Annotated in this window: 22 protein-coding genes; 18 read left to right on the top strand and 4 right to left on the bottom strand. The window is 47.6% G+C overall.

The annotated features are described in order from the left end of the window. The first annotated feature begins 262 nt into the window (after positions 1-262). From SOI44_RS04815 to SOI44_RS04805, 3 genes are all read left to right on the top strand, one after another. Complete coding sequence (locus tag SOI44_RS04815; RefSeq protein WP_331348090.1) at positions 263-1984, top strand: ABC transporter ATP-binding protein; 1722 nt, start codon at positions 263-265, stop codon at positions 1982-1984. Between the two features lie 172 nt (positions 1985-2156). Further along, positions 2157-2714 (top strand): elongation factor P, encoded by a 558-nt coding sequence (gene efp / locus SOI44_RS04810; protein ID WP_277655537.1) that lies wholly within the window; start codon positions 2157-2159, stop codon positions 2712-2714. Continuing rightward, positions 2714-3472, top strand: a complete 759-nt coding sequence (locus SOI44_RS04805) for an SDR family NAD(P)-dependent oxidoreductase (RefSeq protein WP_331348089.1) — start codon at positions 2714-2716, stop codon at positions 3470-3472. Before efp ends, SOI44_RS04805 begins: the two co-directional genes overlap by 1 nt. A gap of 54 nt (positions 3473-3526) precedes the next feature. Here the strand turns inward: SOI44_RS04805 and SOI44_RS04800 are convergent, their stop codons facing one another. After that, positions 3527-4795 (bottom strand): methionine gamma-lyase family protein, encoded by a 1269-nt coding sequence (locus SOI44_RS04800; protein WP_331348088.1) that lies wholly within the window; start codon positions 4793-4795, stop codon positions 3527-3529. Between the two features lie 103 nt (positions 4796-4898). Here SOI44_RS04800 and SOI44_RS04795 point away from each other — a divergent pair, with 103 nt between their 5' ends. Both SOI44_RS04795 and SOI44_RS04790 read left to right on the top strand, forming a co-directional pair. Then, entirely contained in the window at positions 4899-5330 is a 432-nt protein-coding gene (locus SOI44_RS04795) for a GtrA family protein (protein WP_331348087.1), read from the top strand. A 5-nt stretch (positions 5331-5335) separates the two neighbouring features. Beyond that, positions 5336-8128, top strand: coding sequence for a DUF3427 domain-containing protein (locus SOI44_RS04790; protein WP_331348086.1), 2793 nt, complete (start codon positions 5336-5338; stop codon positions 8126-8128). A 125-nt stretch (positions 8129-8253) separates the two neighbouring features. On the opposite strand, the gene SOI44_RS04785 is transcribed toward SOI44_RS04790, so the two are convergent. Beyond that, entirely contained in the window at positions 8254-9423 is a 1170-nt protein-coding gene (locus SOI44_RS04785) for a pyridoxal phosphate-dependent aminotransferase (protein WP_331348085.1), read from the bottom strand. Between the two features lie 76 nt (positions 9424-9499). Between SOI44_RS04785 and SOI44_RS04780 the strand changes: the two genes are divergently transcribed. From SOI44_RS04780 to SOI44_RS04755, 6 genes are all read left to right on the top strand, one after another. Beyond that, positions 9500-10312, top strand: coding sequence for a hypothetical protein (locus tag SOI44_RS04780; RefSeq protein WP_331348084.1), 813 nt, complete (start codon positions 9500-9502; stop codon positions 10310-10312). Positions 10313-10347: 35 nt separating this feature from the next. After that, complete coding sequence (locus tag SOI44_RS04775) at positions 10348-11697, top strand: MATE family efflux transporter (RefSeq protein ID WP_331348083.1); 1350 nt, start codon at positions 10348-10350, stop codon at positions 11695-11697. Between the two features lie 116 nt (positions 11698-11813). Next, positions 11814-12803 carry a phosphate acetyltransferase gene (gene pta, locus SOI44_RS04770; RefSeq protein ID WP_331348082.1) on the top strand — a complete coding sequence of 330 codons (990 nt, stop codon included), beginning with the start codon at positions 11814-11816 and terminating at the stop codon, positions 12801-12803. Between the two features lie 112 nt (positions 12804-12915). After that, complete coding sequence (locus tag SOI44_RS04765) at positions 12916-13329, top strand: hypothetical protein (RefSeq protein WP_331348081.1); 414 nt, start codon at positions 12916-12918, stop codon at positions 13327-13329. Then, a complete protein-coding gene (locus SOI44_RS04760) occupies positions 13326-14246 on the top strand; it encodes a metallophosphoesterase family protein (protein ID WP_331348080.1) in 921 nt (306 codons plus the stop codon). The genes SOI44_RS04765 and SOI44_RS04760 overlap by 4 nt, the downstream gene beginning before the upstream one ends. 195 nt (positions 14247-14441) lie before the next feature. After that, complete coding sequence (locus SOI44_RS04755) at positions 14442-16331, top strand: EAL domain-containing protein (RefSeq protein ID WP_331348079.1); 1890 nt, start codon at positions 14442-14444, stop codon at positions 16329-16331. 6 nt (positions 16332-16337) lie between these two features. Here SOI44_RS04755 and glgB read toward each other — a convergent pair whose 3' ends face one another. Further along, positions 16338-18125 (bottom strand): 1,4-alpha-glucan branching protein GlgB, encoded by a 1788-nt coding sequence (gene glgB / locus SOI44_RS04750; protein WP_331348078.1) that lies wholly within the window; start codon positions 18123-18125, stop codon positions 16338-16340. 133 nt (positions 18126-18258) lie between these two features. Between glgB and SOI44_RS04745 the strand changes: the two genes are divergently transcribed. Further along, positions 18259-18795, top strand: a complete 537-nt coding sequence (locus tag SOI44_RS04745) for a TetR/AcrR family transcriptional regulator (RefSeq protein ID WP_331348077.1) — start codon at positions 18259-18261, stop codon at positions 18793-18795. Positions 18796-18858: 63 nt separating this feature from the next. Continuing rightward, positions 18859-19731, top strand: a complete 873-nt coding sequence (locus SOI44_RS04740; protein ID WP_331348076.1) for a phosphoribosylaminoimidazolesuccinocarboxamide synthase — start codon at positions 18859-18861, stop codon at positions 19729-19731. Positions 19732-19789: 58 nt separating this feature from the next. Here SOI44_RS04740 and SOI44_RS04735 read toward each other — a convergent pair whose 3' ends face one another. After that, positions 19790-20725 carry a D-2-hydroxyacid dehydrogenase gene (locus SOI44_RS04735; RefSeq protein ID WP_331348075.1) on the bottom strand — a complete coding sequence of 312 codons (936 nt, stop codon included), beginning with the start codon at positions 20723-20725 and terminating at the stop codon, positions 19790-19792. Positions 20726-20806: 81 nt separating this feature from the next. On the opposite strand from SOI44_RS04735, the gene SOI44_RS04730 reads away from it, so the two are divergent. The 5 genes from SOI44_RS04730 (at position 20807) to SOI44_RS04710 (ending at position 23864) form a co-directional block, all read left to right on the top strand. After that, complete coding sequence (locus tag SOI44_RS04730) at positions 20807-21559, top strand: EFR1 family ferrodoxin (RefSeq protein WP_331348074.1); 753 nt, start codon at positions 20807-20809, stop codon at positions 21557-21559. A gap of 86 nt (positions 21560-21645) precedes the next feature. Continuing rightward, on the top strand, positions 21646-22275 hold the full coding sequence (locus SOI44_RS04725) for an HdeD family acid-resistance protein (RefSeq protein ID WP_331348073.1): 630 nt from the start codon (positions 21646-21648) through the stop codon (positions 22273-22275). An 81-nt stretch (positions 22276-22356) separates the two neighbouring features. Next, on the top strand, positions 22357-23112 hold the full coding sequence (gene lgt / locus SOI44_RS04720; protein ID WP_331348072.1) for a prolipoprotein diacylglyceryl transferase: 756 nt from the start codon (positions 22357-22359) through the stop codon (positions 23110-23112). Continuing rightward, a complete protein-coding gene (rpiB, locus tag SOI44_RS04715) occupies positions 23109-23552 on the top strand; it encodes a ribose 5-phosphate isomerase B (protein ID WP_331348071.1) in 444 nt (147 codons plus the stop codon). Before lgt ends, rpiB begins: the two co-directional genes overlap by 4 nt. Further along, entirely contained in the window at positions 23553-23864 is a 312-nt protein-coding gene (locus SOI44_RS04710; RefSeq protein ID WP_331348070.1) for a glutaredoxin domain-containing protein, read from the top strand. The last annotated feature ends 154 nt before the right edge of the window (positions 23865-24018 follow it).

The raw sequence follows: 24018 nt of genomic DNA, 5'->3' as shown, positions 1-24018 counted from the left end.
TTTCTTTTCATCTTGTTTTGTTTCATGTTTGAGCATGCCGGCATGGAGAAATTGCCATTAAACTTTTACTTTTTCTGACAATGAAAATTATTTCCCGGGTAACTTTTCTTTGGGAAATAACTGTGAAAAAAGTGTCATAGAAAGGATACGATACCGTAGAAAGAAACTGCGCTGTAACGGTCAGGAATGCCTTTTCTTATGAGCTTGTGTGGTATGATACCCCCTGTTAAATGCTTGTTTATTATGAAGGAGAGGCGGTTATATGTTCAGGATGTTTCTGCGGTATTTCAAACCGCATATGAAGCTGTTTGTTGTAGATATTATTTGTGCGGTGATGGTTGCCCTGATTGATCTGGCCTTTCCGCTTGTGTCCAGGTATGCCATGAAGAATATGCTGCCAAACAAGGAATACCGGCTGTTCTTCATCCTGATGATTTCCATGATCGGCTTCTATGTACTGCGTTCTGTATGTCAGTATATCATGACCTACTGGGGTCATACCTTTGGCACCTATGTTGAGGCAGACCTGCGCAATGATCTGTTCCAGCACCTGCAGACACTGGATTTTGATTTCTATGACCAGAACCGTACCGGTCAATTGATGAGCCGGCTGACAGGTGATCTGTTTTCCATGACTGAGCTTGCCCACCATGGCCCGGAGGATCTGATCATTTCCGTGCTGACCATTGTTGGTGCTTTGATCTTCATGTTCCGCATGCAGTGGAAGCTGGCTCTGATCATTCTGATTCTATTGCCAATATCGGTGCTGGTGGTCATGCGCAACCGCAAGGCAATGGCCACCACATCCGTATCCAACAAGAAACGCCTGGCTGAAATTTCAGCCGATATTGAATCCGGTATTTCCGGTGTGCGCACTTCCAAAGCTTTTGCCAATGAAGAAGTGGATTATGACCGCTTTGATGCCTCCAACAAGGCTTACAGCAAATCCAAGAGTGACTATTACAAAGCAATGGCAAACTTCAACAGCTCGCAGGAATTCTTCATGAGCATCACCCCGGTCATTGTCATCATGGCCGGCGGCGTGCTGATCATGAAGGGTGAAATGAACTATGTAGACCTGATTACGTTTACACTGTTTGCCAACAGCTTTATTACACCGATCCGCAAACTGGCACAGTTTGCCGAAGTGTTTACCGATGGTGTTGCCGGTTTATCACGCTTCTATGATCTGATGCAGGTGAAGCCGGATATTGTTGAAAAGCCAGACGCAAAAGATCTGGTGGTGACGGATGGCACAATTGATTTTGATCATGTGTCCTTCCAGTACAATGCCAGCCGTCAGATTCTTTCGGATATTACCCTGCATGTCAACAGTGGTGAAAAGCTGGCCATTGTCGGCCAGTCCGGCGGTGGTAAAACAACCCTGTGTTCTTTGATTCCGCGCTTCTATGATGTCACGTCCGGTGCCATCCGCATTGATGGTACGGATATCCGCGATGTGACCAAACATTCTCTGCGTTCCAGCATTGGTGTTGTGCAGCAGGACGTGTTTATCTTTGCGGATACAATCAAGGAGAATATCCGCTATGGCAGACCCGGAGCCAGTGATGCAGAAATTGAGGAAGCTGCCAGAATGGCAGAAATCTATGATGACATCATGGAGATGCCGGATGGGTTTGATACGTATGTCGGAGAAAGAGGCGTGCGTTTGTCCGGCGGGCAGAAGCAGCGTATTTCCATTGCCCGTATCTTTCTGAAGAATCCAAAGATTCTGATTCTGGATGAGGCAACTTCTGCTTTGGATACGATCACTGAGCAGAAGATCCAGGCAAGCTTTGATAAGCTGGCTATAGGACGTACGTCCCTGATCATTGCCCACCGTCTGGCAACGGTGAAAGATGCCGATCGGATTGTGCTGATTGATGAAGGAAAGATTGCAGAGATGGGCACCCATCAGCAGCTGCTGGCAGAAAACGGTGAGTATGCAAGACTGTATAACACCCAGAAACTGTTTGAAAAGTAAAGAATCTTTTAGAATTGCATGAAAAATCCATCTGGTGTTGTTCACATTGCAGATGGCAATGATAGAATAAGACAGGCAGAAATGTCTGTCTTTTCTTCATGCAGAGGCCGTTGACCTCTTTCGTGAGATAGATAAAATAAGATAGTATTTCTAAAGATAAAGGAGAATAACAATGGCTATTGAAGCAGGAGATTTTAAAACAGGATTGACAGTAATCGTCGATGGCGACCCGTGGGTTGTCCTTGACTTCATGCATGTAAAGCCGGGTAAGGGCGCTGCTATTCTGAAGACAAAGATGAAGAACCTGAAAACAGGTTCCACACAGGAAAGAAACTTCAATGCAAGCACGAAGTTTGAGCCTGCCATGATTGAGAAGAAGACAGCACAGTATTCCTACAAGGATGGCAATACGTACTACTTCATGGATCAGGAAACATTTGATACCTATGAGCTGGATGAGAGCAGAGTCGGTGATAACAAGTACTACATCATCGAAGGCATGGAAGTCGGCCTGATGTTCTTTGACGGCGAGCTGCTGTCTGTATCTGTTCCGGATCGTGTGACCCTGACAATTACAGAGACAACACCAGCCATCAAGGGTGCTGCCAGCAACCAGACCAAGGATGCTGTGACTGAAACAGGCCTGAAGCTGAGAATCCCGCAGTTTATTTCTGAGGGTGAGAAGGTCATCGTTTCTACAGCTGATGGCAAGTATTCCAGCCGTGCTTAATGGTATCTGCTGAAAACAAAACGGTTCTGATCACCGGCGGTGCCCGCGGCATCGGCCGTGCCATTGCTTTGGAACTGGCATCCTGCGGCTATCAACTGGCGGTAAATTACCATACTTCCCAAACAGAGGCAGAATCACTGAAGAAAACCATTCAGGAAAAATGGGGTACACCATGTCTGATTCTGCAGGCAGATGTATCAAAAGAAAATGAAGTGGATGCGATGGTCAGCCGGATTGAGGAAGAGCTTGGCGGTGTTGATATCCTCATTAACAATGCCGCGATCGATCTTTCTAATCTGTTTCATCTGAAAACAGCAGCAGAATTCCGGCGCACCATGGATGTGAATGTGATTGGCGCCTATAACTGTGCTGTGCGGGTATGGCCCCATATGAAGCAGCAGGAATATGGCCGCATCATTAACATCTCATCCACCAATGGCATGAACACCTACTATCCCATGTCAGTGGATTATGATGCCTCCAAGGCAGCACTGAATTCTTTGACGCATGATCTGGCCGTGCAGTTTGCGCCATTTGTGCATGTCAATGCCATTGCGCCAGGCTTTATCGGGACAGAAAGTGAACTGGATGGCTATGATGAGGAATTCCTGAAGGAAGAAGAGGAAAAGATTCTGGTGAAGCGCTATGGACAGCCCGAAGAAGTTGCCCATTTAGTCAGGTTCTTGATCAGTGATCAGGCAGATTATATCGATAATACGATTATCCGCATTGATGGCGGACAGATCGGCAGTATGTAAAAGGGAGAATACCTGTGTGCGGGTACTCTCCCTTTTTTGCGTATCTTTTCGTTGTTATTTCTTATCAGGTTCGCCATGCAGAACATGCTGCAAAGCCAGCAGGATGGACAGTCTGCCATAGGCATAGGACAGGCCGCCCTGCATATACAGAGTATAGGGTTCAATGACCGGAGCATCCCCACTGAGTTCAATGGTGCTGCCCTGGGTAAAACTGCCGCAGGCCATGACTTCATCAAATGGATAGCCAGGCATCGGAGCAGGCAGCACTCTGACATAGGAATCAATCGGCGAAGAGGACTGCAGGCCCTGGGTGAAACGGACAAGATTCTCCTTGGTGGAAAGTTCAACGGTCTGGATGATATCGGTGCGGTATTCATCATAGGCTGGTGAAACATTCTTGAAGCCAAGCTTTGCCAGCATATAGGAGGAGAAGACAGCTGTCTTCAGGGCATTGGCAACTGCCTCCGGAGCAAGGAAGACACCCTTGAAGAAGGCATTGTTCATGTTGAAGTTGGCACCAAGATCCTTGCCGATGCCAGGTGATGTCAGACGGTCTGCACACATGGCAATCAGATCTTTTCTGCCGGCAATATAGCCGCCGGTCGGAGCAATGCCGCCGCCAAGGTTTTTCATCAAAGAGCCGACAATCAGATCGACACCGACATGCCCGGGCTCCTTTTCTTCCACAAGCTCACCATAGCAGTTATCTACCATGATGATGACATCTTTGTTGACAGCACGGATGGCTTTGATGATGGCTTCCAGCTTGGCAATGGTCAGTGATTTCCGGCTGGAATAGCCCCGGGATCTCTGGATTTCAACAAGCTTTACGTTGTTCTGTTTTACTCTGTTGACAATGGCATCTTCATCAAATTCATTGTCGACAAGATCAATCTGTTCATACTTGACACCATATGCTTTCAATGACTGCGTGGAATCACCGATCAGGCCGATCATTTCCTGCAGGGAATCATACGGTGTGCCGGTGATGGAAATCATCGTATCACCTGGTTTGAGCATGGCGGAAAAAGCCAGATAGAGGGCATTTGTACCGGACATAATCTGCGGTCTGACAAGAGAATCCTCACAGCCAAGAATCGTGGCAAAGATCGCTTCCAGCTTGTCTCTACCGGTATCATAGTTGCCATAGCCGTTGATATCCGCAAAGTCAGAATAGGATACCTGATTCTCAATAAAGGCAGACAGAATGCGGTCGGCATTGTACTGCTCCACTTTATCAATCTGTTCAAACTGCGGTTTTATTTCTTTTTCTGCTTCCTCTGCCATCTTCAGCAAAGAAGCATCAATCTGATCTGTAATCATGGATAAACCTCCCTCGTGCATACCGGGCTATTGTACTCTGCTCACAAAAGGAATTCACCATTCATGGCCAAAATTGCAGCACAGGCAGGTATAATTGCACTGTATGGATTCAGAGAAACAGGAAAATCATGGTCTGGTGGAAAAATACCGTGATGTGATACCGTATACCGTTTTTGGCGTGCTGACAACACTGGTCAATATCGTGACATACTGGCTGTTTGCGCATTTGATGCATATTTCCATCATGATGAGTACGGTGCTGTCATGGGTGCTTTCTGTCCTGTTTGCCTATCTGACCAACCGGAAATGGGTATTCCGGAGCGATGCGGCTGCAGCCAAAGCCATTCTGCGGGAAATGTCATTGTTTTTCTCATGCCGTCTGGCTACCGGTGCACTTGACTGGTTCAATATGTTTTTGTTTGCACAGACACTGGGATGGAATGATGTGTGGGTGAAAACCATCTCCAATGTGGTCGTGATCATTGTGAATTATGCGGCAAGCAAACTTGTGATCTTCAAACATCATGAAGGGTAAGGAAAATGAAAGACAGTCTGTTTTATACAAATCATTCCGATATCTGCTTTCTGGATCATCTCTGCCAGCAGCTGGACAGATGCCTTTCTTTTGCTTTTACAGTCAGTTTCATCAAGCGGGCAGGTCTTTCCCTGATTCAATCACATATAGAAGCTGCGCTTGCCCGCGGTGTGCATGGCCGTATCATCACTTCGACATATCAGAACTTTACGGATATCAACTCATTAACTTACTTCCTGCATCTGCAGAATACGTATCCGGACCAGTTTGCCTGCCACCTGGACAAGGACTGTTTTCATGATGGCAATGGCAATATCACCGGCTTCCATTCCAAGGGATATCTGTTTACGTTTGAAGATGATAAAGAACTGCTCGTTGGGTCTTCAAACATCACCGTATATGCACTGTTAAAGAATGTGGAGTGGGATCTGGCTTCCTTTGCCTCCGTGCATCCGGAAACCTGGCAGCAGGCTGCTTCTGACTTTGAAGCATTATGGGACCATACACTGCCTTTGACCAGGACTTTGATCAGCCAGTATCAGACACGGCTTTGCTATGCTGTGGAAAGATGGGATATGGACTATGCCGTTGCCAATGCAAAGATCCAGCCCAATGCCATGCAGAAGAAGGCATTGAAGCAGTTGAACCGTATCCGCTGCATGGGTGAGGACAAGGCCATGATCATTGCCTCACCAGGATCTGGCAAGACCTATCTTTCTGCTTTTGATGCAGTCAACTTCAATCCGAAACATCTTCTGTATATCGTGCATGAAGGATCAATCCTGAGAAAGTCGCTGGATTCCTTTCAGAAGGTGATTGGCAGTGAAAAGACATTTGGCATCTATGACGGATCGCATAAGGATCTGGACTGTGATTTCCTGTTTTCCACCAATGTGACAATGGCAAACCATCTGGATCTGTTTTCGCCGGATTATTTTGATTACATTATCATTGATGAGGCACATCATGCTGCGGCGTCTTCCTATCAGAAGATTCTGCACTATTTCCATCCGCAGTTTCTGCTGGGTATGACAGCAACGCCGGAACGCATGGATAATAAGGATGTCTTTTCCAACTTTGGTGACAATGTGCCATATGAGCTGCGGCTGCGGGATGCCATTCTGCAGGATCTGGTTGTGCCTTTTCATTATTATGGTATCCGGGATGAACTGCTTTCCTACAGCGATGCCGCTGTGAAGGCCAGAACGTTCAGCCAGCAGTGTGCATCTGATGAAAACTGTGAACTGATTGTCAAGGAGATTGAAAAATACAGAAAACCCGGAGAGAAGCTGAAGGCACTGGCGTTCTGCCGGGATGTCTCACATGCCATCATGATGGCACAGGCAATGTCTGATTATTACTACACCCAGTATCTGACCGGCCGCAACAGTGTCGGGGAAAGAATACGCGCCTATCATGATCTGCAGAGTGATGATGAGAAACTGGAAATCCTCTTTACTGTCGACATTCTCAATGAAGGCGTGGATATTCCTGGTGTCAACATGGTTCTGTTTCTAAGGCCAACCCAGTCTTCCACCATCTTTCTGCAGCAATTGGGCCGTGGCTTGCGAAAGTATACAGATAAAAAATACGTAACGGTGCTGGACTTTATTGGCAATGACTACCAGCGCAGCAGTCAGATTGCCTTTGCCTTAGGAAGTCTGTCTGAGAACTTTGTACTGGAAAAACAATTGGTAGGCAGTCTTGTCAAAGATGATTTCAAACAGCTTGGCATGGAAAAATATGGCGTTGAGATTCACATGGATGATCTGTCCAAAAAAGAGATTCTGGACCAGCTGGATCACATCAACTTCCATAACAAGCGGTTTGTGCAGCAGGATTATGAGAATTTCAAGAAGTATCTTGGTGAGAGCTCTTATCCCTGCCACATGGATTATCTGAACAATGAATGTGCACCGGATCTTTTACGATTGATGAGTATGAAAGGTGCCAATGGCAAGGCAGGCTCTTACTATGGCTTCCTCAAAGAAATCGGCGAAGAAAATCTTCCCTCTTTCTCAAAGGAACAGGAAACCTATATCAAGACAGTTTCTTCCTTTCTGCCACTGGTCCGTCCACAGGAGTATCTCGTACTGCAGAAACTTCTGTTAACAGGAAGAGAAGACATTGAATCGATAAGAAGATATGTGAATGACAATGCCATAGCTGCAGCCACGGCAATATTCAAACATGTGCTGTGGTATCTGCAAGATCGAAAACTGATCAATATTCATGAAAATCAGATTGTGATGCCGGATGGCATCCTGAATGTAGAAATGAAACAGTATCTGGATGATCTTCTGCAGTATGGCATTGCCAGATATGAAACAGAGTTTGGTGACAAGGATCCCAATAGTACGTTCTGTATCTGGGGTAAATACCGCAAGGATCAGATCAAACTGCTATTGTTGAAGAATCCGCATGATATCATGCTTGGTACGGATATTTACGATGGTATCTGCTATGCCTATGTCACCGTCCACAAGGCAAAAGATATCAAAGATGATCTGCGCTATGCGGATGGCTTTCTGGATCCGCAGACATTCCTGTGGGAGACACGTGCAAACCTGAAACAAAAAGAGCTGGATGCACTTTGTGCAGCATCCCGCATTGAATTGTTTGTGCGCAAAGTTGAAGCAGAAGATGGACTTGCACTGCCATTTACCTATATTGGCAGTGGAAAGATGCATCTGATTCCGAATTCACTGAGGCCAAATGGCTCCTGGCAGTTCCGGGTAGAGATGAAGCAGAAAGCACCGGATGATCTGTATTTTGATTTTCAGCTGCCAAAGGCTTGATGTTGAATGTTCGACGGATGGCGCATGTACCATTTGATTGAACTTCGGCAAAATTGGGAATTGCCGGATTTCGTTGAAATATCTGAAAATATATAGGCATGAAAAAAGCATGGACTATGCCATGCTCAGTCGTGTTTGAGAATACCGCAGTCCTGGATTGCCTGGACTGCTTTTTTGATTTGTTCTGGCGGTAAGACCAGGGCGAAGCGCACATAGCCTTCTCCCAGTGGCCCGAAGGAGGATCCTGGTGTGCAGATGACACCGCTTTTGTCCATGAGGTCCAGGGTGAACTGCATGGAAGATTTGTACCAGGAAGGAATGGGTGCCCAGACAAACATGGTGCCTTTGGAATCCGGGACATTCCATCCAATGCTGCGCAGGCCGCCGCACAAAGCATCACGGCGTTCCTGGTATTTGTGTTTCTGTTCTTCGACCATATCCAGCGGTCCTTCCAATGCGGCAATAGCTGCTTTCTGCAGCGGCATGAACATGCCGAAGTCATACTGGCTTCTCAGCTTCTTAAACATCTTCACAACTTCCGGATTTCCTACCAGGAAGCTCAGTCTTGCCCCGGTCACATCAAAGCTCTTGGACAAGGAGAAGAACTCGACGCCATTTTCAATGGCACCTGGATACTGCAGGAAAGACTTTCCTTCCACACCGTCAAAGATGATGTCAGAGTAGGCATTGTCGTGGATGATCAGGACATTATGCTTCTTTGCCCAGGCAATGATTTCCATATAGTTTTCATCATTGCCGATGGAACCGGTTGGATTGGATGGCAGCGAGACAATCATGAACTTTGCCCAGTCTGCCACATCATCCGGAATGGTTGAGACATCCGGCAGGAAGTTTGTCTCTTTTGTCATCGGATAATAGAACGGTGTCAGTCCGGCCATGTTGGCACAGGTAATGAATGCCGGGTAGCAGGGGGTAGGCAGAATGCATGTGTCACCCTCATCTGCCAGCACCATGCCGATGTGGGCCATACCTTCCTGGGATCCCGGGCAGCTGGCAATCATATCCGGTGTCAGATCAACATTGAACCGCTTGTGGTAGTAGTGGATGACGGCCTGGACAAGTTCGTCACAGTCACGCAATGTGTATTTCCAGTTAGCTGGATCTTTAGCCGCTTCACACAGGGCATCACGGATATGCTTTGGTGTTTCAAAGTCCGGTGTGCCGACAAACATGTTATACAGTGTACGGCCCTGTTTCTGCAGGGCAATGGTCTTTTCATTCAGTGAAGCGAAGATTTCATCGGGAAAGCGTTCCATGCGTTTGCTGAAGTTCATATGATTCCTCCATCGTGATTCTGTTGTACTATATTACACTGCATGAAAAAGATCTGCATGTGAAAGTGGTGATGTCATGAAACGTATCTCAGAAATATCCTTCCGGCAGCTTGTACCTCTGGCTTTGATCTGGTGGCTTCTGCTTGTCAGCATCTGTCTTCCTTATACATTGGCAAGATCCATGCAGTTAGAGGGCGTCGGCCTGCGCTTTGCCTGGCGCATCAATGATGTTGTCAATGAAGCCTATCCGGATCTGAATATTGACACTGCTGTGACGATGCAGGATGAATTCTCCAAGGAACGTTCCATTGGCTGGCTGAGTGACTACATGCTTGCACATGTGGTGAGCAATACGGTTCATCATAAAGGCTTGACGCTTGTTGAACCAAAAGACTCCGATATTGAAAAAGTCGTTCAGGAAACAAACAGAATCTGTTACAAGTATGCCGGTCATGAAATTGATGCATATCAGGATGAGCTGAAAGCAGTGGTGTCGGATGCGGCTGGTGCCATGGCGGATTATGCCAGCGGCTTACTGATGGGCAATGGCAGACTGTTTGGATTGATCTATGTCTATAACGGGTTTACCAGCTGGATGTTTCAGGTTGTGGCGGCAGCAGCTTTACTTGCCATATTGTTTGTACAGAGTGGCAAGAGTTCAGCAGTGATGGCAGCTTCCATGGGCACAATGATGCTGGCAGGCGGTGCCCTGCATGATCTTGTGGGACTGGTATTGAAACTGCTGTTTCCATCGCTTTCCAATGCCTGGCTGGGCGGTACCATGTCTTTATCTGTCACTGCCTGGATGGTATATGGTCTTGCCAGCATGGTCTGCGGTGTTGTGCTTCTCGTTGTTTTCCATTTTCTGAAAAAACGTTCTGCCCGGTAAGAAGTCTGCTATGATAGCTGCTGTTTTGAGGCGGAATGATGGAAGAAACAAAACGGTTGTTTTCCGATGCATATTTGAAGAAGCTGATTGTCCCGCTGATCTTTGAGCAGACCCTGGAAATCACGGTTGGCATGGCCGATACGATGATGGTGTCTTCGGTTGGCGAGGCTGCTGTCTCTGGTGTTTCTCTGGTAGATCAGATCAATAATCTGATGATTGCCGTACTGGCTGCGGTGGCAACCGGCGGTGCGGTTGTGTCTGCGCAGTTTTTAGGTGCGAAAAAGAATAAAGATGCCTGCCGCAGTGCCAATCAGCTGCTGTATACACTCATCTTCTTCGGTGTGGCGTTGATGGCAGTTTCCTTGCTGCTAAGGAAACAGATCCTGCGTCTGTTCTTTGGCTCCATTGATGACAATGTCATGCAGGCTGCGCTGATCTATTTTGTCATTACCGGCCTTTCCTTCCCGTTTCTGGCTGTTTACAATGCCGGTGCGGCGCTGTTCCGCTCCATGGGCAACTCCAATATCTCACTGCGGATTTCTCTGATCATGAACATCATCAACATTGTGGGCAATGCTGTCTGTGTATTTGCTTTGCATATGGGGGTTGCCGGCGTTGCGGTGCCTTCCCTTGTTTCAAGAGCGGTAGCAGCGGTTATTGTCACCATCCTTCTGCTGGATGCTACATTGCCAGTGCATTATGAGAAGGAACGCTTCCATCTGGATGGCAGTATGATCCAGCGCATTCTGTATATCGGTATTCCTTCCGGTATTGAAAACGGAATCTTTGAACTTGGCAGAGTCATTGTTGTTTCTTTGATTGCCACCTTTGGCACCGTGCAGATTGCGGCCAATGGCGTTGCCAATAATCTGGATGGGGTCGGCTGTATTATTGGCAAGGGCATGAGCCTGGCCATGATTACTGTGATCGGCCAGTGTGTGGGTGCCCGTGATGAGCAGCAGATTCAGTACTATACAAAGAAGCTGATGAAGATTACCTACATCGGTACCTTCCTGCTGGATATTACGATTCTGATTTTCTTAAAGCCTCTGCTTTCTATATATGGTCTGCGCACAGAAACACTGCATCTGGCCTGGATCCTGGTCATGATTCACAATGGCTGTGCCATCCTGCTGTGGCCGCTTGCCTTTGTGCTGCCGAATATGCTGCGGGCCTGCAATGATGCCCGCTATACCATGGTTGTTTCTCTGGCAAGCATGTTTATCAACCGGATTGTATTTTCCTGGATTCTCGGCCTGCATTATGGCATGGGGGCCATTGGTGTCTGGATTGCCATGATCATTGACTGGATCTGCCGGATTATCTTCTTTGTCGGCAGGTATAAGGCAGGCACATGGAGAAAGACAATGTACCGGCTGTCCTGATGGGTTGTTAGATAAATTAATTATTTAACTTTTGTAAATGTGGGACAAACGCTTACATGCCTGCTAGAATTCTATGTGCATGAGCCATTTTTATGGCGATGGAGGCAATAGTTAACATGAGTGTTTATGGATTTGGTCAGATGATCGAGAAGCTGAAGGCTTCTCCGAAGACGATTGTTCTGACAGAAGGCAGTGATCCCCGTATTCTCGAGGCTGCTTCCCGTCTGCTTGCCAGCAACTTCCTGGAGCCGATTCTGCTCGGCAATCCGGAAGAGATTGCCAAGGCATCTGAGAAGGCAGGCTTTAATATTCATGGTGCCCAGATCATTGATCCGGAAAACTATGAAGATTTTGATGAGATGGTTGCCCAGTTTGTTGAGCTGCGCAAGAACAAGGGTATGACACCGGAGAAGGCCAGAGGCATTCTCAAGAGTGCCAATTACTTTGGCACCATGCTTGTCAAGATGGGCAAGGCTGACTGCCTGCTGGGCGGTGCTACCTATTCCACTGCGGATACAGTGCGTCCTGCTCTGCAGATCATCAAGACAAAACCGGGCAGCAGCATCGTTTCTTCCTGCTTCATCCTGGTAAGACCGGCTGTTTCCGGCGGCAATGAGGTCATTGCCATGAGTGACTGCGCCATCAACATTGATCCGAGTGAGGATGATCTGGTGGAAATCTGCGGCCAGACCATTGAGTGTGCCAAGGTATTCGGCATTGATCCGAAGGTTGCTTTCCTGTCCTATTCGACAAAGGGCAGCGGCAAGGGTGATTCTGTGACCAAGATGCAGAATGCAACAAAGAAGGCTAAGGAGAAGTTCCCGAACGAGCAGATTGATGGTGAGCTGCAGTTTGATGCGGCAGTGGCACCGCGTGTTGCCAAGCAGAAGGCACCGGGCAGTGAGGTTGCCGGCCATGCCAATACGTTTATCTTCCCGGATATCAACGCTGGCAACATCGGTTACAAGATTGCCCAGAGACTTGGCAATTTCGAAGCATACGGCCCGATCCTGCTTGGCCTGAATGCACCGATCAACGACCTTTCCCGCGGCTGCAATGCTCTGGAAGTATATTCCATGGCAATCATTACCGCTGCATTGGCCTGAGGACAGCATAAATATGTCTCTTGAGAGGAGTCATGGAAATGGCTCCTCTTTGTTTTTTGTTTTAAAAATTTACACAATATTGCTAAACTGTACTCGATAAGGGGACAAATCTATGATCAGGATTGCAATCAGCTGTGGTGAAGGTTTTTCCAGCGGCTTTCTGGCAAATCGGCTGGAACAGGAAGTAAAGGACAATCATCTGGAGGACCGTGCCAGTTTTATCCGGATTCCATATATCAATCTAGCTGCCCATCAGGATGAGGTGGATATTGCCATGATCATGCCGCATATTGAGTGGAAGGTGAAGGCGGACAAGACGCAGTACCGTATTCCTTTGTATGTGATTCCGTTCAAGGTGATGATCAAGCCGACTGTATTAGATTACATTGAAGATGCCGAAGATATCCTGAAAATTGCGGATGGACGCGGCGGACGTTTCCGCTTTCCGGATGAAAAACGCACTGCGGATGTGACACGGCTTTGTTCTCATCGGAAATGGCTTGCAGAAAGAAGTGAAAAGAAATGATTTATCTGACCGGTGATACCCATGGCGGCATTGACTTAAGAAAGCTGACAGATAAAAGACTGCTTGGTTTAACCAGGGATGACTATGTGATTGTGTGCGGTGATTTTGGCTTTATCTACAATTGGAAGAAGGAATCCCGCAAAGAAAGAAGCTGGCTGAAATGGTTTGAGAGACAGCCGTATACACTGCTGTTTGTGGATGGCAATCATGAGTGTTTCCCACGTCTTGCGTCTTATCCTGAAGCTGTGTGGCATGGGGGAAAAGTACATGTGATCCGTGACAATGTCATGCATATGATGCGCGGTGAGATCTTTGATCTGGATGGCAATACGATTTTTACCATGGGCGGGGCACGCAGCCATGACCGCGGTCCTGTCGCAGGTGATACCAAAGCAGTGGAAGGCCGCTTCTGGTGGCCTGAAGAAGTGCCGGATGAGGCTGAGATGGCGCATGGCCTGGAAAATCTGAAAGCCCATGGAAATCAGGCGGATTATATTGTGACACACTGCCTGCCGGGTTCCCTGCAGCAGCGCATCAAGCCTGCCTTTGGCATTGATCCTTTGAATGAATATCTGGAAAAGATCATGTGCAGTGTGAAATATACACACTGGTACTGCGGTCACTACCATATTGATCAGGATCAGCCCCACAATATTTCGGTGCTGTTCAACCGTCTGGTAGAACTTGGTGAAACCGTATCTGCTTCTTTGCCCCGGGCTGGTGAGCCGATTTACCGCCGTGATAATAAAGTTGGTTTCTTCAAGGATAGAAAATATACAGAAGGTACGATTACGGGTATCTATCCCTGGGGAAAGGCCCGTGTCAAGGACCAGCCGGTCTATGATATTGCGGTGAATGGGATTGTGACACCGTTTGTCAAGGAATCGGATATTGCCGGATATGGCCGGGAAGAATGAAATCAGAGCCGGGTCACTGGTGATGTTCCGGCAGGGAAATGTTCACCTGTATGGTGAAGTGATACAGATTATTTCACAGGATGAGGAAGAAGGATTTGCTATTTGTCTTGTGCAGGCATATCATAACCATCATCTTCATCTGTTTCAGGTAGAAACAGATCAGATACTGCATGTATATCAGGAGAGGAGACAGTCATGAAGCTGGATACATCGTATTCCATTCCAACATTGATGATTCTGATTGTTTTCCTTGTGCAGTATTTACTGCGGCCAAGACTGAAGATTGACCGCACCCGGATCTATCTGAAACTGCTGGCTGTGGATATGGCTGCCAGCATCATTGACATCTGGTCAACACAGCTTGATAACAATCCTTTTGGTTACAGCAATATTGTTCTGCAGATTGCCAATGTTCTCTTCTTTGCATTGTTTATTGCCAGAACCCAGATCTTCCTGAATTATCTGATTGCTCTGTGCGGCCGTCTTCACACCGGCAGTAAACTGTATCTTGCCTTCACCAGGATATTCTTTGTGGCATGCGAACTGATTGTTCTGTCTACACCATGGACGCATGCTGTGTTTGCCATTGATTCTTATGGGTATCATCCGGGAAATCTGTATAATCTGATCTATCTTCATCTGTATGTGACAGCCGCAGCTGGTTTCCTGCTGGTGGCAAAAAACAGAAATCATCTGGAAAAGCAGGTCTGGATCAGAGCATATGTCTGCCTGACTCTGCTTTCTGTTGGTGCGGTTGTGCGTGCCTTCAGCCACATGCTCATCATGAACATGTTCTTTCTGCTGGATATCTTTATTCTGTATGATGGCATTGAAAATCCAGATCACTATCTGGCATCCCGCGCCGGCACCTTCAATATCGTGGCTTTCCGGCAGCTGTATGATGAGCTGTTGTTCAAGAAGAAGCCATTTGTCATGTCAGGATTCTGTCTGAAGAATTATTCCTACCTGCGCTCCAGCTATGGCTCACAGCTGTCAGATGAAGGACTGCATCAGGTCGGTCTGTGGCTGCATCAGGCAAAACCGGATGTGCCGGCTTTCTATCTTCATCATGGCCGTTTTCTGCTGCTGGGATCCAGTGAGGAACTGCAAGATCTGCCTGGTCTGGTGCGTGCCCGTTTTGCAGAAAACTGGCATGTGAACAATTCTGATCTGATTCTGGATACCGATCTGATTGAGATCTCACCGGATGTGCATTTTAAAAACAGTGAGCAGTTCATGGATGTGCTTGATCTGGCTCTTGTAAAGCATTCTGATGGGCCGATCATTCTTAATGAGGAGCTCATTCAGATGAGTGAGCGCCACAATGCGGTACAGCGGCTGGTGGCAGATGTACTGCAGAATCATGGCATTCAGGTTTATCTGCAGCCGATTATCAATGCAGCGGATGGCAGAACCATTGGTGCGGAGGCACTCTCCAGGCTGCATGATGACACACTGGGTACGGTATCTCCGCTGGAGTTTATTCCGGTGGCGGAGCAGATGGGCCGTATTGATGATTTCACGTTACAGGTAGCAGATAAAGTCGGTGTCTTTATTGAAGAGGGCGGCCTGGAGCGCTGCCACATTGACTGGATCAATATCAATCTGTGCCCTTTGAACTGCATGAACCGCAGTTTTCCTGCCCGCCTGCATGAAGTGCTGCAGCAGCATCATGTCAGTCCTTCTCAGGTACATCTGGAGATTACGGAAGAAGCCATGGTGGACCGTAAGGTGCTGAAACAGATGATGGATGGCATGATTGCCATGGGTTACTCCTTCTCTCTGGATGATTATGGTACTGGCTATGCCAATGCCTCAAGGCAGATGGAACTGCCGTTTGTCAATGTCAAGCTGGATCTTTCGGTGGTCAGAGAATATATGAAAACCGGCAATAAGCTTGTACCGGCGATGGTGATGGTGTTACAGCATGATCAGCTTTCGATTACGGCTGAGGGTGTGGAAACATTGGAAATGGCGCAGAAGATGAAGCAGATTGGCTGCACCTATCTGCAGGGGTATTTCTACAGCAGGCCGCTGCCAATGGCAGAGTTTGAAGAATGGTGCGAAAAAAGGATGCCTGATTGAGCATCCTCAGTATTCAAGATAAATCCGGGCACTCTTGCCGGGAATTGTAATGGTGCACGTACCGTTTGCAACAAGCGGTGCGTTTTCTTTTCTGCTGAAATCGGTATGGCCATGCCAGCATTCCTCATCACTGGCTAACAGCAGCTTGATCTTCGCACCGGTGCGCCATGTATATCGGTTGGCCAGGGCACCACAGTTCATGACAAAGACAATGGTCTGTTTTGATGACATGCGGCGGTAGGCATAGATGCACTCATTGACTTTGTCGGCATCAATCCACTGGAACCCTCTGTTGTCATAGTCCCATTCCCACAGAGCACTGTTTTCCAGATAGATGTGATTCAGTTTCATCATGTAGCGGTGGAAGGCATCATGAATCGGATATTTCAGCATATCCCAGTCCTGCTGGCGTTTCTCATCCCATTCCCGCAGCTGGCCGATTTCATTGCCCATGAAGCTGAGCTTCTTGCCAGGCAGGGTATACATGTAGAGATACAGGGCTCTTGCCTGATCAAACTTGCCTTCATACAGGTCACACATCTTATTGACGATGGTTGCTTTGCCATGGACGACTTCATCGTGGCTCAAAGGCAGGATGAAGTGGTCACTGCCGGCATAGGACTGCCGGAAGGTCAGCTTGTGATAGATATCTCTGCGGTAGGCAGGATCCGTCGCAAAGTATTTCAGTGTATCATTCATCCATCCCATATCCCATTTGTAGTCAAAGCCAAGGCCGCCCTTGTTTACCGGATCGGTATCATGGGAATAGGTGGTGCTGTCCTCCGCCATCAGGATGATGGCCGGATGGCGCACCCGCAGTTCCTGGTTCATTTCCTTCAGGAAGTCAATGGCAGCCTTGTTTTCACCACGGCTGACATCCCCCTGCCAGTACAGCAGGTTGCCGACGGCATCCATGCGCAGACCGTCAAAGTGATACTGGCTGATCCAGAAGTCACAGGCAGACTGCAGGAAGGAACAGACTTCCGGCCTGGAAAGCATGAAGTTGTTGGAACCCCACTGGCTCTTGGTCATATCACTGTAGGGGTATTCATACAGCGGCGTGCCGTCATAGTTGGCCAGGGCATAGTCATTGACGGCAAAGTGGACAAGGACAATGTCCAGGAAGACACCGATACCATTCTGGTGCAGAGTATCGATCAAAGTGCGCAGCTGGTCCGGGGTGCCATAGCGGGATGTCGGGGCATAGAAACCGGTTGCCTGATAGCCCCAGGACTGATCACTCGGATATTCATTCAAAGGCATGAACTCGACATAGTTGTATCCATTCTCTTTCAGATAGGGGATCAGCCGGGGTGCCAGCTCATCATAGCGGTACCAGCCATCCTCTTTGGTATCATCCTTTTTCTTCCAGGATCCCATGTGCATCTCATAGATGTTCATGGGTTTATCTTTATGGGTTGTGGCATTGCGCATCCATTTGTCATCATGCCAGTGGTATTTTGTCAGGTCAATGATGCGGCTTGCCCATCCCGGGCGCAGTTCTGCTGAGAAGCCATAGGGGTCGCAATGGTCCACGATCCTGCCATCGGGCTGCTCAATCTGAAACTTATACAGGTCCATGGGTCTGGCGTTGGCAATGCGCACTTCGAAGAATTTGCCATCATAGACCCGGTTCATCGGTGTTTTCTGCCAGTTGTTGAAATCACCGGTGACATAGATATTGCGAGCATTGGGGGCATACGTGCGGAAGGTGGTGCCGTGATGATCGGGATGGGCACCAAGCCAGCTGTAGGCTTCAAATTCTTTACCGGCATAAAAATAGTAAAAATCCATGATGCATCCCTCCTCATTATCTGGATTGGTTTTTCACTCTGGGAAAACTATAATGTTTCTATATGAAAAATACGAGCATCAGAATGCAACGATAGTCTGAAATCAGACATCTGATTAAAAACGTTGGAGGAATATGGCAGGAAGAAAAGAGACATCGAAAAGCAGAAGGCGGATTCTGAATGCCTTCATTGAACTGCGCTCACAGAAAGATCTGGAGAAGATCACCGTGGTAGAGATCTGTGAACGGGCAGACATTAACAAGTCGACTTTCTATGTGTATTTTCATGATGTGTATGATCTGAGCCGGCAGATGCAGCAGGAGATTATTGACCGCATTGCGGCATCACTGCCGGATCCTGACAATGTGATCAAGAATACCACGCAGTTTACCCGGGATATTCTGATGGCATATGAGGCAAACAAACAGCAGATTCAGACAATGTTTTCTGGTTCCCAGTCTTCACGGCTGCCAATGATGGTAGAAGCCAAGATCCTGGATCTGATTCATCAGCTGCACCCACAGATCAGGGATCCCCAGCGGCTGCGGCTGGTGCTGAATTACAAGATCTATGGCGCGTATTATGCATTTCTGGAAGATACGGATATGAATGAGATGGAGAAGATTGAATATATTTCCAATCTGGCCGGAGAATCCAGTTTTAACGCCTGATTTGATCAGGTTGTGGTAGGATAGTCGTGTTTCATGATACTCATCATCAATAAGGAGGAAAAGATGGAAGAATATACACCGGTTAAAGAAGGCAAAGTACGTGAAATCTATGACATTGGCGATTATCTTGTGATGGTTGCGACGGACCGCATTTCAGCTTTTGATGTGATTCTCAAGAACAAGGTAACCAAGAAGGGTACGGTTCTGACCCAGATGTCCCGTTTCTGGTTTGACTATACGAAGGATATTGTGAAGAACCACATGGTTTCCACAGATGTCAATGATATGCCGGAATTCTTCCGTCAGCCGCAGTTTGACGGCAATTCCATGCTGTGCCAGAAGCTGAACATGATTCCGATTGAGTGCATTGTCCGCGGCTATATCACAGGCAGCGGCTGGGCTTCCTATCAGAAAAACGGTACGGTATGCGGCATCAAGCTGCGGGACGGCCTGCAGGAATGTGAAAAGCTGGATGAGCCGATCTATACGCCAAGCACAAAGGCTGAGATTGGTGATCATGATGAAAATATTTCCTTTGAGCAGTCCATTGATATACTGGAGAAGAAGTTCCCTGGCCATGGTGTGGAATATGCCACCAAGATCCGTGACTATACGATTGCCCTCTATAAGAAGTGTGCAGATTATGCTTTGACAAGAGGCATTATCATTGCTGATACCAAGTTTGAGTTTGGCCTGGACAAGGATGGCAATGTGGTGCTTGGCGATGAAATGCTCACACCGGATTCCAGCCGCTTCTGGCCGCTGGAAGGCTATGAGGCCGGCCACAGCCAGCCTTCCTTTGACAAGCAGTTTGTACGTGACTGGCTCAAGGCACATCCGGAAAGTGATTACAACCTGCCGCAGGATGTCATTGACAAGACCATTGCCAAGTACAAGGAAGCCTATCATCTGTTAACAGGCCTGGAAATCAAGTAAGAAGGCACATGAAAAGCATGGATGCATATGTCCATGCTTTTTAAATGCTTTGCTTTGATCAATAACCAAGCTTTCTGTCAACGACATGCTGCAGCGGTTCATTGGCAAGGTATCTTTTCAGATTGTCCTCAAAGATAGAGAGTACTTTGTCATATGTCACTTCGGCATTGAATCTTCCGGCAATGTGCGGTGTGCACAATGTGTGGGGCAGATTCCAGAGCGGATTATTCTTAGGCAGCGGTTCATGCTCAAACACATCCAGGCAGACACCGCCAAAGTAATCTTTCTTCTGCAGGGAAATCAGTGCTGTTTCATCAATGGCACTGCCTCTGCCAACATTGATCAGTATACTGCCGGGCTTACATAATGCCAGGCGCTCTTTGTTCATGATATGAATGGTATCCGGTGTTTGCGGCAGGGACATGGCAATGACATCCGCCTTTGGCAGAAGTGCATCCAGATCTTTGATCTCATACTGTTCATCAAAGCCTTCCGGCAGTTCTTTCATATGTCTGCGGACCCCAATGACATGGGCACCCAGTGCTTTGACTTTCTTTGCAAAGTGACTGCCGATGTCGCCCATGCCAAGGCACAGTATTGTTAACTGTGAGAGGGTTTTGACAGAGCCAAGGTTGACCCAGTCATGGCTGGCCTGCAGAGCTTCGTAGTCATCCAGACGTTTCAGTGTTCTTAACATGCAGGCAAGCATGTATTCTGAGATGGCCGGGCCATAGGCACCCGACGCATTGGTTAAAACAAAATCACCGGGCAGCTTTGCATAGGCATCGGCACCGGCAGAATCCAGCTGCAGCCATTGCAGATGCTGGCAGACAGAAAGCCTGGCGGGGGAAACATTGCCCATGATCACTTCTGCTTCCTTCAGCTGCTCATCACTGACATCTTTCCTTGAAACAAAGGTGATATCTTCACCGGCAGGATCTGTAAAGCAGTGCTTCTTATCTTCCGGAATTTCTGTAACAAACAAGATTTTCATAACGGACTCCTTTGCGGATATCTTAGCACAGCAGGATGAAGGGAATGAAGAATGCTAAAATGAGGAAAAGGAGTGAGATATATGATTCTGTATTTTTCTGCAACGGGAAACAGCAGGCATGTGGCAGAAAGGGCGGCAGCAGCACTGCATGAGCGGGCGGTTTCAATGGAAACAAGTAAGCCTGTCCTGCAGCTGTCAAAAGATGAAGTGCTTGGCATTGTGACGCCGGTTTACTTCTGGCAGCTGCCCCTTGTGACAAGGAACTTTCTTAACAGGCTTTCTCTGACAGGAGAGAACAGCTCTCCTTATACATTCATCATTGTGACCTATGGTACAACACCCGGCTGTACGGCTGAAGATGCCAGAAGAATCCTGGATCACAAGAAAATCCGGCTTTCATCTGCCTTCAGTGTGCGCATGCCGGATACCTGGACACCGTTCTTTGATCTCAGTGATCATGATCATGTAAAAAGATTGAATGCACGTGCTGAAAAAGAGATTGATCAGGTGATTGCCAGCATTCAGGCAAGAGTGACTGGAAACCATATGGCACGCAGGCTGCCCTATGCCTTTCGTATCATGACTGATAAGGCATACAACAAAGCCAGAAGAACTGTATATTTCCATGTGGAAGATTCCTGTGTCGGCTGTCATCTGTGTGAGAAAAACTGTCCGGTGCAGGCAATTGCGATTAAAGATGGAAGGCCTGTCTGGGTTAAAGAACAGTGTGCGCTGTGCCTTCGCTGTCTGCACTTCTGCCCGAAGTTTGCAATTCAATATGGCAATGGCAGCACAAAGAAACATGGCCAGTATCATTATCCTGGCATCGGATGACAATACATCTGTACGAAATCTGAGATTTGTAGCTTTTCAGATCAATGCATGCAGGTGTAATACAATAGTGTAAAGAGGGTGTATGTATGAAAGAACTGAAGTGGAGTGCGATTCTGGAAGGTTTGATTGTGACCATACTTGGTGTGCTGCTGATCTGTTTCCCGACAGCCAGTGCATCGGTTGTCTGTACATTGATTGGTGTGGGATGCCTGATCGGCGGTCTTGTATGTATCATCAACTACTGCATGATTGATGTACATGATATCTTTTACCGCAATGATCTTGCCTTTGGCATTTTCCTGATCCTGTTTGGCCTGCTGGCTCTGTATAAGAAGAATGTACTGGCCGAGATTCTGCCGATCATTCTTGGCCTGGTGATTCTGATTTCCGGACTGGTCAAGCTGCAGAGTGCATCGGTCGCAAAGCGGATCGGCTATCAGGGTGCCAATGCATATACTGTTCTTGGCGTGATCTCCATTGTCCTTGGCATTATCATCATGTTCTTCCTGCCGGGCAGTGTTGCAACGGATACATTGTTTATTGTCATTGGCATTGGCATGGTCTACTCCGGTATCTCAGATCTGTATGTGACTTTCTTCCTTTCCAGCAAATATAAGAAGTTTATCAAGAGATGGAAGGAAAAGATGGAGACACCGAAGGTCATTGATGCGGAAGTGTCGGATGAGCACGAGGAAGACGATTCTTCTGAACAATAATCACAAAGCGAAGGAAAGCGGCGGGCTAGCTGCTTTCCTTTTTTTGCAAGTAAGGTATCATTATGGGCAGGAGGTTTTCTCATGTACAATAACTGGCTGACAATCGGTCCGATTACGATTCATGGCTATGGTGTCATGATTGCCATTGGCATTCTGACAGCGGTATGGCTGGCTGAAAAACTGGCCAACAAGCACGGACTGGATGGTTCCAAGATTGAAGGAATTGCCATTTCTGGTGTCATATCCGGCTTTTTCTTCTCAAAGGTAACATATATTCTGACAGTCTTTCCGCAGTTTCTCAAAGATCCGGTATCTGTGATTGGAACTTCAGGATGGGTTGTTTATGGCGGTATTCTTGGCGGCATTCTTGGCGCCGGCCTGTACTGCCGGGCAAAGCATCTGAACTTCATGAAGTATTTCAATGTTGTGATGCCCTGTGTTGCTCTGGCTCAGGCAATCGGCCGCATCGGCTGCTTCTTTGCCGGATGCTGCTATGGTGTGGAAACACACAGCCACTTCGCATTGACATTTCCAAGTGGATCACTGGCACCGGCCGGCGTACCGCTGGTGCCAACCCAGCTGCTGTCATCCTTTGGTGACTTTGTTCTGTTTGTGATTCTTTATAAGGCATTGGCGAATCCAAAGACGGAAAACAAAGTAGCAGCACTGTATCTGATTCTTTACAGCATTGGAAGGTTCATGATTGAATTTGTGCGCGGTGATATCATCCGCGGCAAGATCGGTATTCTGTCAACATCACAGTTTATTGCCATCTGGGTATTATTGGCTGGCATCATCCTGTATATTTATCTTGAAAAGAAGGAGAAAAAGGCATGAAAGTAGGAATTGCGAATGATCACGCAGCAACGTCCATGAAGAAAGAACTCATGGCATATCTGCAGGAAAAGGGCTATGAAGTTGTCAACTACGGTACGGATGGCAATGAATCTGTTGACTATCCGGATTATGGCGCAAAGCTTGCCAAAGCAGTGGCAGCGGGTGAAGTTGACCGCGGCATTGCGATCTGCGGAACTGGTGTCGGCATGTCTATAGTCTGCAACAAGGTAAAGGGTGTGCGCTGTGTGCACTGCTCTGAGACGTTCTCGGCAGAATATGGCCGCCGGCATAATGATGCCAATGTGGTTGCCTTTGGTGCCCGTGTCATTGGCATGGGCATTGCCAAGCAGATTGTGGATGTTTTCCTGACAACGGAATTTGAAGGCGGCAGACATCAGCGCCGGGTAGATAAGATCAAGGCGCTGGAGGAAGAACAGTAAATGCTGAAGGTATATGGAAGTGAGCACTGCCCGGACTGCACAGCCTGCAAGGCAAGTCTGGATGCCAGCGGCATTGCCTATGATTTTGTGGATATCACCGGTTCCATGCCGGCATTGAAGGAATTCCTGGCCATCCGTGATACAAACAGCCTGTATGATGAGGTGCGTGCCAGGCACAGTGTTGGCATTCCCACACTTGTGGAAGAGGATGGCGCTATGACCCTGGATTGGGAAGGCTGGATGAAGGCGCACAATGGCAAGATTGTGGAGCCGAAAGCTGCCTGCTCTCTGGATCATAAGGGAAACTGCTGAAGTAATACATGACGGTACAGATGATGTAGGATCATCCGTGCCGTTTTTCTTTTGGACAATGGACATATTAACAAATTGGTGAATTCTGTGGCTACTGTACTTGTTCATGTACAGTAATGTTAAGCTGGTTGATTATCTTCATTCATGTGAGGTG

Source organism: Lactimicrobium sp. (assembly GCF_036453465.1).
Classification (GTDB): Bacteria; Bacillota_I; Bacilli_A; order Erysipelotrichales; family Erysipelotrichaceae; genus Bulleidia.
The sequence above is the reverse complement of the archived record's forward strand: the minus strand, read 5'-3'. Positions and strand labels throughout refer to the sequence as shown.

Bases quoted from the DNA above. Each gene is read 5' to 3' on its own strand.
- SOI44_RS04815 (WP_331348090.1), top strand. From the start codon at position 263: ATGTTCAGGATGTTTCTGCGGTATTTCAAACCGCATATGAAGCTGTTT.
- efp (WP_277655537.1), top strand. From the start codon at position 2,157: ATGGCTATTGAAGCAGGAGATTTTAAAACAGGATTGACAGTAATCGTC.
- SOI44_RS04805 (WP_331348089.1), top strand. From the start codon at position 2,714: ATGGTATCTGCTGAAAACAAAACGGTTCTGATCACCGGCGGTGCCCGC.
- SOI44_RS04800 (WP_331348088.1), bottom strand. From the start codon at position 4,795: ATGATTACAGATCAGATTGATGCTTCTTTGCTGAAGATGGCAGAGGAA.
- SOI44_RS04795 (WP_331348087.1), top strand. From the start codon at position 4,899: ATGGATTCAGAGAAACAGGAAAATCATGGTCTGGTGGAAAAATACCGT.
- SOI44_RS04790 (WP_331348086.1), top strand. From the start codon at position 5,336: ATGAAAGACAGTCTGTTTTATACAAATCATTCCGATATCTGCTTTCTG.
- SOI44_RS04785 (WP_331348085.1), bottom strand. From the start codon at position 9,423: ATGAACTTCAGCAAACGCATGGAACGCTTTCCCGATGAAATCTTCGCT.
- SOI44_RS04780 (WP_331348084.1), top strand. From the start codon at position 9,500: ATGAAACGTATCTCAGAAATATCCTTCCGGCAGCTTGTACCTCTGGCT.
- SOI44_RS04775 (WP_331348083.1), top strand. From the start codon at position 10,348: ATGATGGAAGAAACAAAACGGTTGTTTTCCGATGCATATTTGAAGAAG.
- pta (WP_331348082.1), top strand. From the start codon at position 11,814: ATGAGTGTTTATGGATTTGGTCAGATGATCGAGAAGCTGAAGGCTTCT.
- SOI44_RS04765 (WP_331348081.1), top strand. From the start codon at position 12,916: ATGATCAGGATTGCAATCAGCTGTGGTGAAGGTTTTTCCAGCGGCTTT.
- SOI44_RS04760 (WP_331348080.1), top strand. From the start codon at position 13,326: ATGATTTATCTGACCGGTGATACCCATGGCGGCATTGACTTAAGAAAG.
- SOI44_RS04755 (WP_331348079.1), top strand. From the start codon at position 14,442: ATGAAGCTGGATACATCGTATTCCATTCCAACATTGATGATTCTGATT.
- glgB (WP_331348078.1), bottom strand. From the start codon at position 18,125: ATGGATTTTTACTATTTTTATGCCGGTAAAGAATTTGAAGCCTACAGC.
- SOI44_RS04745 (WP_331348077.1), top strand. From the start codon at position 18,259: ATGGCAGGAAGAAAAGAGACATCGAAAAGCAGAAGGCGGATTCTGAAT.
- SOI44_RS04740 (WP_331348076.1), top strand. From the start codon at position 18,859: ATGGAAGAATATACACCGGTTAAAGAAGGCAAAGTACGTGAAATCTAT.
- SOI44_RS04735 (WP_331348075.1), bottom strand. From the start codon at position 20,725: ATGAAAATCTTGTTTGTTACAGAAATTCCGGAAGATAAGAAGCACTGC.
- SOI44_RS04730 (WP_331348074.1), top strand. From the start codon at position 20,807: ATGATTCTGTATTTTTCTGCAACGGGAAACAGCAGGCATGTGGCAGAA.
- SOI44_RS04725 (WP_331348073.1), top strand. From the start codon at position 21,646: ATGAAAGAACTGAAGTGGAGTGCGATTCTGGAAGGTTTGATTGTGACC.
- lgt (WP_331348072.1), top strand. From the start codon at position 22,357: ATGTACAATAACTGGCTGACAATCGGTCCGATTACGATTCATGGCTAT.
- rpiB (WP_331348071.1), top strand. From the start codon at position 23,109: ATGAAAGTAGGAATTGCGAATGATCACGCAGCAACGTCCATGAAGAAA.
- SOI44_RS04710 (WP_331348070.1), top strand. From the start codon at position 23,553: ATGCTGAAGGTATATGGAAGTGAGCACTGCCCGGACTGCACAGCCTGC.